The following is a 17,246-nucleotide window of genomic DNA, read 5'->3' on the forward strand; positions in this document are numbered from 1 at the left end:
ATAAAAACAATGCGATATTACCCAAACACCAGTGACTCTGAGTACAAAATACACTTCACATTAAAAGAATTTAATGCCTGCCCACTGTTCATCAAAGATGATGTAAGAAGTTTTACACAAAGCTGATCAGGACTGAATTTCAGGGATGCCGGCCAAATAAAAAATTTCTTCAAATCGGTTTACCGGAATTTACCCTCGTAAAAATTGCAGAGCCATTGCATAATTTATCACGAACAGATACGTTCCCAGTTTGCTTTGCTTTTTATAGATCAGCTAAATCTCAATTCTTATGACCCTTAAGTCTACCCGAACTTTTCTGTTTCTCTTTTTCTTATTAACACTATTCACGTCCGTCAACCGGACCTACGCCCAGGCGTATAACGAGTCATTCAATAACGTTGCTACATTAGCCGGGAGTGGATGGATTATCCAGAACAACAGTGCTCCCCTGGGCCCGAATTCCTGGTACCAGGGTGTTGCCACCACTAATTCTCCGGACCCCGGCCCATTCAATGCAAACAGCGGAGCTGCCAATGCATATATCGCAGCAAACTTTGCCAGTACCACCGGAGGTACGGGAATAATCAGTAACTGGCTGATCACTCCTAACAGGGTTTTGCGAAATGGAGATGTATTTACCTTTTACACGAGAAAACCAACTATCCCTGCGGGTGGGACAGATTTTCCGGACAGGCTGGAAGTGCGCATGAGCACTAATGGGGCAAGTACCAATACAGGAACAAGTGCCGCCGGCTGGGGAGATTTCAGCACTCTACTGCTGACAATCAATCCAACACTGGTTGCCAATGTTTATCCACAGGTATGGACTCAATACACCATCACCATCAGTGGTTTGCCCGCTCCTACTTCAGGACGTATCGCATTCCGGTATTTTGTTACAGGCGCCGGACCATCAGGCTCTAACAGCGATTATATCGGCATCGATGATGTTGCGTACACTCCCTATATTTGTCCATCTTTCACCATGAGCCCGGCTTCCGGTGCATTACCTGGAGGGAAAGCAGGAGTTGCCTATTCCCAATCTTTTACACAAACCGGCGCTTTGGGTGCCCCTAACTATGCCATCGTAGCTGGCGCCCTGCCCCCGGGATTAACGCTTAGTGCAACAGGTACTATATCAGGTACGCCAACCGCAACAGGGACATTCAATTTCACTGTAATGGTAGGCGACGCAAGTGGATGCTCCCATTCCCAGGCTTATTCTATCACTACATTATGTCCGGATAACCCGGTAGTTTTTCCGGCAGCACAGGTTTGTGGCAATGTCACACCAGTAGATTTAGCGGCAAGCCCGGCAGGAGGTTCTTTCTCGGGAACCGGTGTCAGTTCAATCCAATTTGATCCTGCAGCTGGCACACAGACCATAACTTATGATTATACGGATCCCTATGGTTGCGCCCATGCAAGATCTGCCGTATATACTGTTGTGGACCCCGGTGTATCAAACGTTACCCCAACCACCCAGACCGTTTGCAGTGGTGATGCCATCACTGCAATTGCCCCATCCAATACTGCAGGCGCCAGCTTTACCTGGACTAGGGACAACACAGGCTCTGTAACAGGCATCAATGCCAGTGGTTCCGGAAGCGTCAGCGGCACTTTGGTCAACACCACTGCTTCGCCGGTAACAGTAACATTTACGCTTACTTCCGATAAAGATGGTTGTACTATTCCTGTAACATCCACAGTGTTGGTAAATCCGGCACCGGCCATCCAGACAGAAGGAAACAAAGCAGTAAACAATACAAACAATACCTGCAACGCTGAAGTAACCTATAACACCACAGCAACAGGCGTTCCCGCTCCAACTGTGTCTTATAGCTTCTCCGGTGCCACTACAGGCAGCGGAAATGGCAATGGCAGTGGCTCTCTGTTCAATGTGGGCGTAACAACCGTTACAGTAACGGCTACCAATAGCTGCGGAACGGGCAGCAGCTCATTCACAGTAACAGTGAATGATACGCAAAAGCCAACCATTACCTGTCCGGCCCCTGTAACAGTAAGCTGCACAGGAGACATTCCTGTTCCTGATATCAGCACAGTAACTGCATCAGACAATTGCTCCGGTGTTACCGTTTCATTTGTTGATGATGTGATCAGCAATCAGACCTGCGCCAACAGATACACTGTTACAAGAACCTATCGCGCAACAGACAATGCAGGCAATTCAGAAACCTGCACGCAAATAATTACTGTAAATGATCAAACAGCGCCCGTGATCACCTGCCCGGCAAATATTGCTGCCACTAATGCCGGATCATGTAATGGTGCTGCCGTAAGCTTTACTGTCAATGCAACTGATAACTGCGGTGGCAACGTTACAGTTACCACCCTGCCGGAATCCGGTTCACTGTTCCAGGTGGGAGTAACAACAGTAACAGCCACCGCAACAGATGCCTGCGGTAATCAATCAACCTGCACATTTACAGTAACAATATCTGATGTGCAAACACCTGTGATCACTGCACAACCTGCCAACCAGGAGATCTGCACTACCCAGGATGCCAGCTTCAGCATCACAGCATCCAATGTGGTTTCCTATCAATGGCAGCGTAAAGAAGGCAATAACTGGGAAGACATCAGCAATGCCACTAACAGCTCCTTTACAGTACCAGCTGTTACGCTGGCTGAAAATGGAAATCAGTACAGGGTTGTGCTGACTGGTAATTGTACAAGCGTTACTTCCGAAGCAGTGAGCCTGACCATCAAGCAACTGCCTGCCCCCACCATCACCATACCTGCTGAAATTTGCGTGGAAGACAAGAATATACAACTCCAGGCAACACCTGCCGGTGGCATATTCAGTGGCCCGGGCGTAACAGGCACCAACTGGAACCTGGAAACACCTTCATTAGGTAATCAGACGATCCATTATACTTACACCGATCCCAATGGCTGTTCTGCAAGCACCAGCAAAATTGTAAAGCTGAACCTCTGTAATAGCTCCCGCAGCATCACCATGTTGTATGGCTATCCCAACCCATCCCGTGGAAAGGTGACCGTAAAAGCGCTGATAACCATCGAAGCCACCTATAGCCTTGTGGCCAATGATATCAGTGGCCGTCCTGTATTGCGTAAGAATATGTCGCTGCATAAAGGTTGGAACCTGATTGATGTGGACCTGACCGGGCAGAAAGCTGGTATGTACATTCTCACCCTGGGAACAGGTAAAGGCAAAGGAGATATTAAGATTTTAAAAATAGATTGATAACAGGAAACCTGATAAAAAATGCGCTTCCGGAAATGAAGAAGCGCATTTTTTTCAGGATCCATGCTACAGAATTGAATCCGTTTCAATTTTCAATTCCGGGTAGCAAGAATTAGTCTCGCTTCTGCGGGACTTTTTTATTGCCATCACCCGGGAAAAGCAGACATTTATCTTCTCATCCCCGGAACGGCATGGATTTAGCATTGATATGCGGAAATCCTGGAACCTGGTGGAGTTTTAACATATCTTAAAATTCAGAAATATACCTGATCCAATTATTACTTCGTTGTAACTTATTGCTGAAATCAAACACAGAATCTATGCTTTCTGCCCTGCCTTACCATTGCATTGCCACTCAATATTTCAAGGAGCAGCAGGCAGTATGGCAATTCTTTTCGGACCAGGTGCACAAAACGGAACAATTACAGGAGTTCAAAACAGATCTCCTGAAAAACACTTACAAGTTCGATCCGGTTACCCATGCAAGTCTTTTTGAGAAAGTTGAAAAAGCAAAAGAGAAACTGGGATTGTCCATTTCCGTTCATCTGTACCAGGCGCAGCACGCTGACGAACCCAATGCAGCCATCGTTTACCTGAATGAGGAAGCGCATATAGTGTTCAGCGGGTCCATCATCCAACTACTCAACAACGAAGAGCAACTCGCCATCATCAGCCATGAATTAAGTCATGTACAATTATACCGGCAACTCGATGGAGACCTGGAAACAGCAGACAGGATCATCACTGCACTGAACAATCATTCCGGTTGCACTACAGCCCAGTATGAAACAGCCAGACTATTCAAACTGTACACCGAAATATACTGCGACAGAGGCGCATACCATGTTACAGGCGATTACAAACCCATCATTTCATCCCTCGTAAAAATTGCAACAGGCCTGCAGACCGTGAATCCCGACAGCTATGTAAAACAGGCGGAGGACATTTACAGCGCGGCTCCCGGCACCAGAACTACCGGTATCACGCATCCGGAGAATTTCATCCGTGCCAGGGCCATCTGGTTGTGGCACTCAAAAGGCCATGAATCGGAAAATACAATTCAGGAAATGATCGAAGGGAACACCGGGCTGGAGGAACTCGACCTTTTCAAACAACAGCATATTTCCCGCATCACACGCCACCTGGTGCGCCTGCTCCTGATTCCCTCCTGGATGCAGACGCCACAGCATATCGCACTGGCAAAGCAATACCAGGGCGCACCGGAGCATATTGAAGCGATCAGCCGCACTGCCCTGTCGGCCAGCATCACACTCCTCCACCCTTCTGTGAAGGAATACCTGGGATATGTACTGTATGATTTTGCAACGGCAGATAAAATGCTGGAAGATCTTCCACTCGGGTATTCATTCCACCTGGCCAATGAGCTCTCCTTACAGGATGCTTTTTTTCAGGCAGTAAAAAGAGAAAGAAAGCTTACCGATAAAAAAGTAAGCACCCTACAGAAAAACTGCCTGGCTGGTTATCAGCAGCAGCAAACCCAAACCGCCTGATCCTCTTTTATTGTTCATTCCAAGTTATTCATTATGTCATCAGCCACCACGTTCCAGCAATATCTCCAATCCGCTTTTTATCCGGGGACTTTGTCCACCGATGAAGCGATTGAATTCATTCTTCAGCTTTTTGAAGAAGTGAAGAGTTTTCACGACAATAACCTGGTGGCCTCCTTCGATAAACCGGATACCGTTTTTATTACCAATGGACGGCTGGACATAGATGAGAATTTTGCGCATGCGCCAATCATCGGTACAGCAGCATTGCAGCAGCTCCTCCATTACCAGCGGATCCATGGTTATACCGTTACCGAGAGGATCATGATGGACGAAGACCTCACTCAGGGGCATTCAACTTCCGTGAACTTACAGGTACAGCTAAACAGGAATGAAGCGCTTACGCACCCTGTATATTTTCCTGGTTATACTTGCTATGAAATGAAGGCAGGCCATCATGATGCGCAAACAGATATATTCTGCCTGGGCCTTATTTTAGGCAGTATGGTGATGGGCCTGAATCTCTACGATCCTGAAGACCTGAACCGGTTTGCGCAATACAGAAATCACCCGGCGGCGCTCAACAACAGGATGCATCCCACAATCTGCGGGCTCATTACAGAAATGACGGAACTCGACAGAGCGCAACGCTTATCTGACCTGCAGGAAATCATTCAGCGCATCAGGCATTACCGCGATTACAACCCGGAAAGAAGAGCAGACCTGTCGAAACTCAAAGCGCTTGAAAACGGGAAAGCCATTGACAGGAAAACTTTCATCCTCTCGAAACTGAAGAACAGGCTGTTTGATACCAGCCGGAGGAACCGGCTGCTATATTACAAGCCCAATACGCGCTTCGTAAATCTTACAGTAAGCAGTGTACCCATGGTGCTGCATTATCAAAGCATCAATCCTCAATTACTCTTCACCTGGAATGAAGAGATTTCCAGTCTGGTAATCAGACAGGAAGATATTTCGCTGAACAAATACCTGCGTTTTGAGGACCATCCCTATCTGAACGCTCAGCTCAGCAGCATACGTCAGTTATCTGAGTTCGATAAAAAAGAATTCGGTTTCAGCCAGATGAAACTGGTAGTAGCATTCCTTCACTGGCATAACCTCAAGGAAGACCCCAAAGAAAGGATCCAGAGCCCGCTCCTGTTATTGCCCGTAGAACTGGAAAAGAAGAAATTGCTTAAGGAAGACAGGTACACCCTCAAGATCATCGACAATACCGCCATTATCAACCCCGTGCTGGCCAACCTGCTGAAAGAAACCTATGGCATCACGCTTCCCGAAAGCATCGATTTTGATGAGATCAGCATGCAGGAATTCTATGAGCTGCTCCGGGAAAAGATAGATGCTGCCCGGCAGGGCGTAAAGCTCAACCTGGTAGATAAACCAAGGATCCGGATCATTCACAGTATTGCAAGACAAACCATCAACAATTACAGGAAGCGGCTCAAACAGAAAGGCAGTCCTGCATTTCACCAGGTTGATTACAGTTATAGCCACGAGAACTACAAACCACTCGGACTGGAACTGTTCAAACAGAAAATTGAACCCAGGCTAAGCTCCATGGAATTCCTGCTGGGTGAGACCAGACTCCCCGGTATCCCGAACAACTTTGCTGAAAACCGTACCAGCTTTCAGCTTGCAGACGGCGAGCAAAATCCTTACAGCTGGGATTTCGATATCTGCAATATTGTGCTGGGCAATTTCAATTATAAGAAGATGAGTCTGGTGGGAGATTACAATAAAGTCTCCGATGAAAAAATAGAACATCCTGTTTTCAATCAGCTCTTCAGTAACGGGCCCCGGAATATCGAAGAAGAAAAAATAGTGAATGATCCCGCAGAATGGTTCCATGTGATCACTGCCGATCCCACCCAGGCCAAAGCCATTCTCTATAGCCGGAAAGGGAAAAGTTATATCATCCAGGGGCCTCCCGGTACAGGAAAAAGCCAGACCATCACTAACCTCATCGCGGATTTTCTTGCCAAAGGGAAGACCATACTTTTTGTCTGCGAAAAACGTGCTGCGCTTGATGTGGTATATCACCGTCTGCAACAAAACAAGTTGTCAGAATTATGCTCGTATATCCACGATAGCCAGAGTGATAAAAAAGAATTCATCAAAGACCTAAAAGCCGTTTATGCAGAATTCATAAACCATAAATTGGACCTGGCTTCCATCCGTAGCCGCAGGCAAGATGTATTGAAAGAGCTGCAGGAACAGATCAGGATACTCAGTTTCTATCATCAGCAGCAACAGCATACAACACCCGAAGCAGGCATCAGCACCCGTAAACTCATTGAGAAGGTAACGGAGCTGAGTGCTGAGCTCCGTAAATCAGATACAACCGTAACAGCTGAAGTGCCGGACTACCATCAATGGATAAAGTATGGCGAAGACATCCGGCAATTGAGCCAGGCATTGCAGGAAACCGGAGCTGAAGCGGCGCTGAGCAAACATCCGTTCAGCAACCTGGGTATTCCATTGATCAGGTCGGAGAACCCGGTTTTACTGATGGAAAGCCTGGTGCAGCATTCCCATCAGTCTATCCGGCAGATATCAGAAATCATTGCAAAGAATAATATTCCGCCTGAGCATGCAGCGTTCCTGGAGAACATCAAAAACCTGATTGAAAATTCTGTTGCTATGGAAACCCTGGCGCAGACCAGGAATTTACAACTGGTAGAATCCGGTAATCCGGAAGCACAGCAATTTGAAGAGGCTTACAAACAATACAGGCTTGCACAGGAAACCTTTCAACAGGCTCAGGAAAAAAACAGGAGATGGACTAACAAATTCGATAAAGAAGAAATAGAGCAATCAATTCCACTGGCAAGAAAACATGAAAATTCTTTTTTCTCTTTCTTAAATGGAAACTGGCGGAGACTCAGGAAACAGCTGAAACAATCCTATGATTTTTCCTCACATAATGTGAAGCCTGCATTCAGTACTATCCTGGAGCAGCTTCAGCTGGAATACAGAGAGCAGGAAAATCTAAGCCAGGCTAAAAACCATATTCAGCAAAGCTTCCGGATCTCCGATATAGAAAGCACGCATGCAGACATCGAAGACCTGCGCAGGAAGCAGGGAGACAAAGAGATCGATTACCTGCTGCAACATCCCAACGCCAACGAGCTGGTGCTGAAACTCAGTAAGCTCAATAATATTTTGCAGCAACTGGAATTACAGTTAGGTCAATGCCTGTCCGGTTATAGTGATAAACCACTCAGACAGATCTCGGATGAAATTTCCACCATCCATGGAAATGCTGATGTACTGAAGGAATTATTACCCGGCCTCAGAAAATTTGCTGCAATGCCGGAGCCGCTTCAGCAAGCGATGCGTAAGTTGCCTCTGACTCCTGTTCAGTTTGAAGCAGCCATGGCCCGGAAGACCTTGCAACATTTGCTGAAGCAGAACCTTCCTTTTGCCAATATCGACCAGGCAAAGATCCAGGATTGCGCGAACAGGATTGAACAGCTTTACAAAGCATTATTGCAGATAAACAGTGAACTGATCTGCGCGGAACGCAGACAGCAATTCAGGGAATTGTACGATATCAGTAATGCCCCATCTAATAACTTATCAGAAGACCAGAAGCAACTGAAGAAGGAATATGCCGAAGGCAGGAAAGTACTTGAGCATGAGATGAGCAAGACCATGCGGTACAAGAGTATCCGCGAACTGGCCTCCAATGAAAGTGGCAGGGTACTGCGCGATATAAAACCTGTGTGGCTGATGAGCCCGCTGAGTGTGAGCGACAGCCTCCCTCTCGATCCCGCCTATTTTGATGTGGTGATATTTGACGAAGCCAGTCAGATTACCCTGGAAGAAGGTATCCCTGCCCTCTTCAGAGCACCACAAACCATCATTGTGGGTGATGATAAGCAGATGCCACCCACCAACTTCTTCAATGCAAAAGTGGAAGATCCGGAAGATCTTGAAACCGTCGATGGAGAAAGTGAAGATGAGATCCTCAGTGCGGATTCAGACAGCCTGCTGGTGCAGGGAAGCCGCAAGCTCAGCAATACTATGCTCAGCTGGCATTACCGGAGCCGGTACGAAACCCTGATCAGTTATTCCAATCATGCATTCTATGATGCCAGGCTACTGACCATTCCTGATAATACAATTCATCACCAGAGCAAGCCTTTACTGGAAGTGAACAACCAGGAAGAAGGATTCAGCAATGCCCCTAAAATGCTGAAAGGAAGTTTCAGTTTCCATTACCTGCCTAACAGTATTTACGAAGCCAGGGGAAACCAGGGTGAAGCAAGATATATCGCCAATATGGTGAAACAACTGCTGATGGACAATACCCGCGAAAGCATCGGCATCGTGGCTTTCAGCCAGGAACAGCAGGGAGTGATCGAAGAAGCAATAGACAACCTCGCTGCGCTCGACAAAACCTTTGAAGAGGTCCTTGAAAAAGCGTATAACCGGAAAGATGATGGACAATTCACAGGACTGTTCATCAAAAATCTGGAAAATGTGCAGGGCGACGAGCGCGATATCATCATCATGAGCGTTTGTTACGGGCACGACAGCAACCGTAATATGTACATGAACTTCGGGCCGATCAACCGCAAGGGAGGAGAAAAACGCTTAAATGTAATATTCAGTCGTGCCAGGAAACATATGGCCGTTGTCAGCAGCATCCGCTACACGCATATCACCAACGAGCATAATGATGGCGCCAATTATTTCAGGCGTTTCCTGCAATATGCAGAAATGGTAAGCACCGGAAATATGTCACAGGCAAGGACGATCCTCGACAGCCTGATCATCGGCAACACTGGTCAGAAAGCAAGCAAAATAACCTCCTCCGCTATAGCGCATCAACTGAAAGCCGCATTGGAAAGTAAGGGATATTATGTGGATATGCGGATCGGGCAAAGCAGCTTCAAATGCTCACTGGGTGTAAAGAAGAACGCGGAAGACAATGCCTATTGCCTGGGAATACTGGTAGATGAAGAGGATCATTACAGCAATGATGATGTGGTAGAACAGTACTACCAGCGCCCTTCCTTATTAAGATCCTTTGGCTGGTCAACCATGAATGTTTTTGCTAAAGACTGGCTGGAAGAGTCTGAACGGATCCTGAAAAGCATTGAAAGAAAGCTGGAGAACGAAACCATCGCAGTTGCTGAAACAGTTGCGCAGCCAGCCCTTCCAGAAACTCAGGCAGCAATACCTGGTCTGATCATCATGCATTCAAAACAGAATGATCAATTCTGGCAGGTAGTGCAAAGTGGGAACAAACTGTCTATCCGTTTTGGGAAAACGGATACCAAAGGGCAGGTGCAGATCCAGTCCTTCATTTCTGAAGCGGAAGCAAAACAGAAAAAAGACGAAATGATAGCAGAGAAAACAAAACAGGGATATATTATTACTGAGTGATTCTTTGAATATTCTCAAATCAAGCTCCCCGGTTTGCATCCGTATCCGAGGCATGATTTCAGGGTTTAAGTGTATACCGGAAATACTGGTTCACGGCACAAAAAAGCCCCGCAGTTGCGGGGCTCAATAACATAAATATCAGGAGCGATTATTTTCCGAACAACCCGGAAAGATTATCCAGGATATTCCCCCCCTGATCACTATCCTTATTTCCATCTTCAGACTTTCTTCCGCCGATGGCATCGGTCAGGTCCTTGAAATCCGTTTTTCCATCTTTGTTGATATCCAGGGCGCCGCCACCCAGCATGGACGTGATGCTTCCCAGATCAAAGCCACCACCACCCTGTCCGCCTGTAAGGCCTCCAAGGAGAGAGGACAGATCAAAACCACCGCCACCGGATTTATTGAAAAGTTTGCTGATGATCATCGGTAAGATGGAGCCCGCAATACCGCTGGCCTGGCCGCTGCTTAGGCCTAACCTGTTCTGCAGATTGCCCGACAGATCGGAAGTAACCGTTTGCATCACCGGGTTTGAATCATCTGCGGTATTGTTTCCGGAAAACATGCTCATCAGATCACCTACTCCGCCATTGCTGATCATGTTCTGAATTGTACCGACAATAGACTCACTGGCAACAGCGCTTACTGCTTCATTCTGATCATTGGGGATGTCTGGGTTCTGCTCAACAACTTCCTGGGAAGATTGCTTAATCATTGAAAGTAATTGCTCCATCATAGTTGTACATTTCCGTAAAAATACAACTATTGGTCAAATCAACCGGGTAGTAAAAAACCTTCATCAAAGGGAAACTCAATGCCGCAATCCGGCAATCAGGTTGATGGTCAGGGCCACTACAAAAGTATTCAACCCAAAGGATAACAAACCATGCAGAAGCACTACCCGCCTGATCGCAGGACGGTTGATCTGAATATCGGAAACCTGGAAGGTCATACCTACTACAAATGCGAAATAAGCAAAATCAAGGTAAGTGGGGCGTGCGTGTGCTTCGGGAAACTCCAGGCCACCGGCATGGACTTTGGGATTGCCTTTATCGTCATCGTAATACAGAAATGCGTAATGAAAGGTATACAAAGTATGCACCATCACCCAGGACAGCAGGATGCCCGATATCGCTACCACCAGGTAAATAGCAGTTCCTGCCTCCCTGGCGTCTTTTGAAAGGATCAGCAGCAACACCATCAGCATACTGGCAAAGCAGGTCAGCAGGATCAGGATAAATACCAGCATACGGCTGCCGTCTTCCTTGCGGGCTACCTGCCGGATCTGATCGTCCGTTTTAGAGAAGAAGATAAACCAGCACAGGGCGCAATATGTGAAGGCAAATACATCCCATAGCAAAAGGCACCTGAACAGCCCGGAAACAGGCAGCTGAAGGGTCAGCAGGTATACAATTACTGAGAGTACGATCCCAGCAGCTATACGTTGAAGGGGATGCAAATCGGCTATAAGTTTGGACCGCATACTATAAAGATAAGTAATCAGGATCGCCGGTCCACAGGTTGTTTATGTATTTTCGGGGGCTCCTGCATCTCTACAAAAAACTGATGCTATGAGACAATTTATTGTCGTGCTGCTATTCTCCGTTTTCAGCTCATCCTGTTTTTCCCAGGTCACCGAATTCGATAGCTCCCGGAACGGACTGATCTATTCCGATGTTACCATAAAACAGCTGAAATCCATTGTGGATTCCCTAAACCTGAAATTCGGGGTTTGTGAACTGAGTAAAACCTATTTGTCCAAACAGCAGGCGAAAGCACATTTCGTATCCCTGGAAAAAACAAAAGTCAGGGAGGCAAAAAAAGATATAGAGTCCAATATTTCCTTTGAAGATTTTATTGCTAAATATACCAATGCGAAAACCGACAGGGAACTGCTTGTTGTAAAGTTCAGGTATAAAAATTATCAGGACAAAGATGTAGTTGAGTTCAGCAATGTTGCCCCGGGCAATGATCATAAACTGACCTTCGATATAGATATAAACCAATATAAAAGACCATTAAAAGGGAAATGGCTTTATACGTATTACGACAAAGCCCTTTACACCCAGGAGTCTATCGAGGCCTTCTATTTTACAGAAGAATTCACTCAGCAACCTATGCCTGTAGACTATGCAAAAATGATCCAGTACGCTGACTGCATGGTTGACACTTCTACAAAAGTATTTTCTGACAAAGCACAGAAAACCGGCGTCAGGTATGAAGATAAAACACCACCAACAGTCCAGGAATTCATGAACTATGTGCATACAGCAACAGAGAAACCTGAATATCCTGAAAATGGAAAAGAAAAAGAGAAGGATGCTTACTGGGAACAATATCAGATCTGGGACTCTCTGAGAATTTCACGGATTGACAAACTACAAGGGAAAGATCCACAGTTCAAAACTTTGCTGGAGAATGCAGTTAAGGACGCATTGCTCAACGGAGGAGCAGGTAATGAGTTTGAAGAATATGTGGAACATTATCATTCCAAAAAAGCAGCGCTTGAACTCAAGCGGAACCGGATTGTTGTTGGAGGTTGCAGTATGGATAACAGTCCAAGAGTACATGCATTCAATATTGCCATACTTTCGGCAGAAACAACTAACTGGGAAGTATTTCTCCGCTCCCACCTCGATATCATGAATGACAGGTTCGAGCGGACCAGTGATGGAAGTTATGCCTGGGAACGCAGGAAGACCTATATCAAAGAGCTGGAAGTCCTTGATATCAATGTACCGGACCTGCTACTGGGGATCAGCCTGAGGATCGGGAATGCCAGCGACAATCATTATTATGGAAATATTCAACGACTCGGCAGAGCCCTGGCTGAAACCAGCAGGTCCGAAGAAATCGAGACAAAAATGCTGAAAATGATGGTAGATGATCAGCTGGACCTTTATAACAGGATCGTTATTTACTACCTGTTTCAGCATTACAACTATAACCTTGAAAACGGGAAAAGGCAGGCTGAAAACAAGCAAAAATTGCTGGCAGCAATCGATACATTCCCCTCCTACCTGGCCATAAGGGCAAAACAGGAAAAATGGGGCGATCATAATTAAGCCCTGAACCATAAAAAAGGCTGAGATACCTTACGGAGCATTATATTTGCCCCTAAACTTATAACATACATGCGTTTATTTAATCTTGCTTTTGGTATGGTACTGGCCCTGGCGCTGACAGGATGCAGTAATAAGGATAAGGACACAGGATGTACCACAGCAGCCCAGGACGATGCCGTAATGACCAAATATATCAGTGACAACAGCATCACCGCTACCAAACATGCCAGTGGTTTGTATTACCAGATCATTGAGCCCGGTACCGGCGCCACTCCCACCATTAACTCCACGGTGAAAGCAAACTATGCCGGCAAATTCACTAATAACACATCCTTCGACGGAGGCACTGCCAGTTTTCCGCTGAGTGGTGTGATCGACGGCTGGAAGATAGGTATCCCGCTCATCAAGCAGGGAGGAAAGATAAAACTGATCATCCCGCCTTATCTGGGTTATGGATGCAGTGATTACAGGGGTATCCCGGGTAATTCTGTGTTGGTATTTGATGTGGAATTGCAGGAAGTGAAATAAGGCTATAAATTTTCAGTATAGAAAAAAGGAAGTGCGGCATGCACTTCCTTTTTATTTGCATGGCGCATTATTATTCACGTCGATATAAGAATTCTTGAGTTTTAGCAAAATAGTACAAATTAAAAAAATAATTCAACTAAACACTTGTAAGTTCCAGGAAAGTATTGTTAGTTTGAGCTCAACTGAAATTATTCACTTCAACTTACCGGCTCCTTTAAAATTCCAATACTTATTAAGTACCAAGCCTAAATACTTATGAGTAATGATGAAAAGGATATGCACGTTAATTCCCTTAATTCTGTTTTTTACTGCTATTTCCGGACAAACTATTCAGATCCTCAGATTTAATAATACACCCTCTTATGCAGCAGGTTCAGGCGTGTCAGTACATTTCAAACCCAATCTGTTTACAATAGGGAATGTGTTCACCTTGCAGTTGTCCGATGCGGCAGGCAATTTTACAAGTCCTGTAAACATTGGAACCGTTACAGATTTTTTTGTTCCTGTCATCAACGGCGTCATACCTGCAGGCACACCCGCCGGGAATAATTACAGGCTAAGGATTGTTGGAAGTGCTGGTAATATCATTTCTGCTTCCACAGCTACATTCAGGATAATTGCGGGCATAAACCTCGCACCACCTGTTATAGAAGCAGTGTATCCGGAAACTATGCCTGTAAAATGCCTCGGCAACTTCAACTTTTTTGGTTACCTGAATATGCAAAGTGGCGCCAGTTCTCTTCCCATGGATTTTGACATCAAGGATTACGCCCCTGCTATTTCCTGGACTGTTAACCTCTTCAATAGTGCGGGAGCTATCAGTTCAGTTTTACCGGTCACTGGAAAAAATGTAATAATTGGAAGCTTACCCATCGGATACTACACAATTGAACTTATAAAAGTCCAAAGCGGAGTTACCTCGGTCTTTTCATATATTGTATTGGTTGCAAGGAATGGCACCGGACTTACCAACCTGTCTTCAGAACAGGTATGTACCGGTTCTCAGGTACAGTTCAGAATCGATGGCATCAACGACAATTATCCTGGTTCTAAATACACGATAGCTTATGGAGATGGAACTGCTCCTGAAACTTATACCCACGATGCGCTGATGGCCAACCCTTTGTTATCGCATGTTTTTACTAATCCAACCTGCAATTCTTCTAATTCCATACCAGATCCGAACAACAATAACAACAGGGCCTTTGCGGTTGACCTCCAGTTATTAAACAAAGGCCTTACCAATTGTTCGGACTATTCAACAAATTCGCAGAAGAAATCTTTTGTGAATGCCAGCACACCACCGCAAGCTGATTTTAATATACCGCAGGCTGTATGTCTTAATTCCGGTATGACAGCCACCAACACTTCCGTCGGAGGATATTTTGGAAGTGGATCCACTTGTTTAAGGTCTATGGTAAGTACATGGCATTATAAAAAGCCATCCTCCCCTACTTATGAAAAAGCTCCATCTTCATGGATCAATAGTGTAACCGGAGATTTATTCATACCTGCCAATATACTTGACGAACGGGGTTGCTGGTCATTAAAATTGCAGGTACAAAACTTACAAGGCTGTCCCACTATTTCGATCAAAGAGAAAACCCTCGGTGTTGAAGTATTGCCAACGCCCGCATTCAACGTCAGCGCCACCACCATTTGTGCCGGTCAGAGTGTGTCTCTTACTGACCAGTCAAATGCCAATGCAGCAGGCTGTCAGCGCCCTGTCTACTCCTGGAATATCTCTCCTTCCACAGGCTTTACCATCGCTAACCCGGGTACCCCCAATCCAACGATCACTTTTATCGATGGGGGAATCTACACGATCATACAAACCATCACCAATAGTTGCGGAACACGGTCTTCCGCGGCCCGTACCATAACAGTGAACGGAGCTCCAACTGTAAGCTTTTCTCCGGCCACCGCCAGTATTTGTAAAACCGGGACTCTTAATGAAACCATCGATTTCTCACAGGGACCTTATAAGCCTACTTATAGCAAGGCTCCTTTTACACCAACTTCCTGGTCATGGACCGTAGATGGACCTGCTGCTGATTATGATTTTATAACTGCCAGCAATATTGAATACCCTACAATAAGGTTCAAATCATTCCGCTGCTATAATATATCTGTAACAGTAAATGGCAATTGTAATCCGCCCAATTCAAAGACCCTGCAGTTATGTTTCAAACAGTCGCCACAAATTACTACTACCCCTCTTTCTGCAACTATCTGCTCAAAAGGAATGGCTCCAGCCATTAACTTAACTGCAGACATGGCGGGAGCCAGCTTTACCTGGCAGGCTGTCTATTCAGGCGTAACGCCCGCTACTCCTGTTGCTGGAACTACCGATATCCCTGCACGTGCTTACGAGGTGTCTGGTTCTTCTTCCGGCTCAATAACCTATACCATGGCGGCCACTGTCAATGGTTGTACAGGTCCTTCCAAACAATACGTTCTTACAGTAACTCCTTCAGCTACTGCTGCAATAATTTATGAAGCATCCCCACTATGTAATACAGTAGCAACATCTCCGGTCAAACTCACGGGTTCAACAGGTGGTACTTTTTCTGCCAGCCCTGCAGGTCTGGTGATAAACGCTGCTACAGGGGCCGTTTCGCCCTCTGCAAGTACACCTGGCACCTATACTGTAACCTATTCTATACCTGCGAATCCTCCCTGTTTGGCTTTCAGCACTACAGCCACTGTTGTTATCAATCAGGGGAATGCCGCTTCAGCAGGAATCAGTTATCCGGCAAACCTCTGTAATGTAACCAACACTGCCGGCACACCTAATGCACCAGTAGCTGTTGTACGAACCGGCTCTCCGGGAGGCGTCTATTCTATTGCACCTTCAACGGGCCTGCCCATCGATGCAGCCACAGGCACCATCACGCCTGAAGGAGCCGTTCCCGGTACTTATACCATTACCTATACCATCGCCAATACAGCAGGATGTTCTGATTATAAGGTTTCCGCCAATGTAACTATTCACCCCGCTCCTGCTGCACAGATCAGCTATGGCGGCCCATTGTGTACTTCTTCAAGTACAGCGCCTGTAACGTTAACCGGAAATACCGGAGGGTCCTACAGCTCTACAACAGGCCTTGTAATAAATGCCACTACCGGAACCATCAATCCTTCTTCAAGCACACCCGGCACCTATACCGTGACTTATACAATTGCTGCTTCGGCTCCTTGCCCCGGTGCATCAGCCACTGCCAGTGTCACTATTACGCAGGCTCCATCAGCCAGTATCAATTATCCCGCTACTTTATGCAATGTGGTCAATACACCTTCCACACCTAATCTTCCGGTATCTGTAACGCAAACTGGTACCACAGGCGGTGTATATTCAATAGCTCCTGCCAGTGGATTAAGCATCAATGCTACCACGGGGGAATTGGCCCCATCCGGCGCTACTCCAGGTTCGTATGTCATCACCTACACTATTGCAGCAGCAGGCGGATGTAATACCTTTACCACTTCGACTACTGTCAA

Annotated in this window: 8 protein-coding genes; 6 read left to right on the plus strand and 2 right to left on the minus strand. The window is 46.1% G+C overall.

Going from position 1 to position 17,246, the window contains the following annotated elements; genetic code table 11:
• Nucleotides 1-289 precede the first annotated feature (289 nt).
• From ACTHMC_RS18655 to ACTHMC_RS18665, 3 genes are all read left to right on the plus strand, one after another.
• Nucleotides 290-3,229, plus strand: coding sequence for a choice-of-anchor J domain-containing protein (locus tag ACTHMC_RS18655; protein ID WP_440415361.1), 2,940 nt, complete (start codon nt 290-292; stop codon nt 3,227-3,229).
• A gap of 320 nt (nt 3,230-3,549) precedes the next feature.
• Nucleotides 3,550-4,740: a M48 family metalloprotease gene (locus tag ACTHMC_RS18660; RefSeq protein ID WP_440415363.1), complete on the plus strand. Its 1,191-nt coding sequence runs from the start codon at nt 3,550-3,552 to the stop codon at nt 4,738-4,740.
• A 33-nt stretch (nt 4,741-4,773) separates the two neighbouring features.
• Nucleotides 4,774-10,152 (plus strand): AAA domain-containing protein, encoded by a 5,379-nt coding sequence (locus ACTHMC_RS18665; protein WP_440415365.1) that lies wholly within the window; start codon nt 4,774-4,776, stop codon nt 10,150-10,152.
• Between the two features lie 148 nt (nt 10,153-10,300).
• Here ACTHMC_RS18665 and ACTHMC_RS18670 read toward each other — a convergent pair whose 3' ends face one another.
• Nucleotides 10,301-10,867 (minus strand): hypothetical protein, encoded by a 567-nt coding sequence (locus ACTHMC_RS18670; protein WP_440415367.1) that lies wholly within the window; start codon nt 10,865-10,867, stop codon nt 10,301-10,303.
• Between the two features lie 96 nt (nt 10,868-10,963).
• Nucleotides 10,964-11,635, minus strand: coding sequence for a DUF1345 domain-containing protein (locus ACTHMC_RS18675; protein ID WP_440415368.1), 672 nt, complete (start codon nt 11,633-11,635; stop codon nt 10,964-10,966).
• Between the two features lie 88 nt (nt 11,636-11,723).
• On the opposite strand from ACTHMC_RS18675, the gene ACTHMC_RS18680 reads away from it, so the two are divergent.
• The 3 genes from ACTHMC_RS18680 to ACTHMC_RS18690 all read left to right on the plus strand — a co-directional run.
• The gene (locus ACTHMC_RS18680; RefSeq protein WP_440415369.1) at nt 11,724-13,217 is read left to right on the plus strand and encodes a hypothetical protein; all 1,494 of its coding nucleotides are present in this window, start codon (nt 11,724-11,726) and stop codon (nt 13,215-13,217) included.
• A gap of 69 nt (nt 13,218-13,286) precedes the next feature.
• Nucleotides 13,287-13,745, plus strand: coding sequence for an FKBP-type peptidyl-prolyl cis-trans isomerase (locus ACTHMC_RS18685; RefSeq protein ID WP_440415370.1), 459 nt, complete (start codon nt 13,287-13,289; stop codon nt 13,743-13,745).
• 379 nt (nt 13,746-14,124) lie between these two features.
• The coding region (locus ACTHMC_RS18690) for a hypothetical protein (protein ID WP_440415371.1) at nt 14,125-17,246 on the plus strand (3,122 nt) is incomplete at its 3' end.

Origin of the sequence: Pseudobacter sp. (assembly GCF_051955275.1) — a bacterium.
Classification (GTDB): domain Bacteria; phylum Bacteroidota; class Bacteroidia; order Chitinophagales; family Chitinophagaceae; genus Pseudobacter.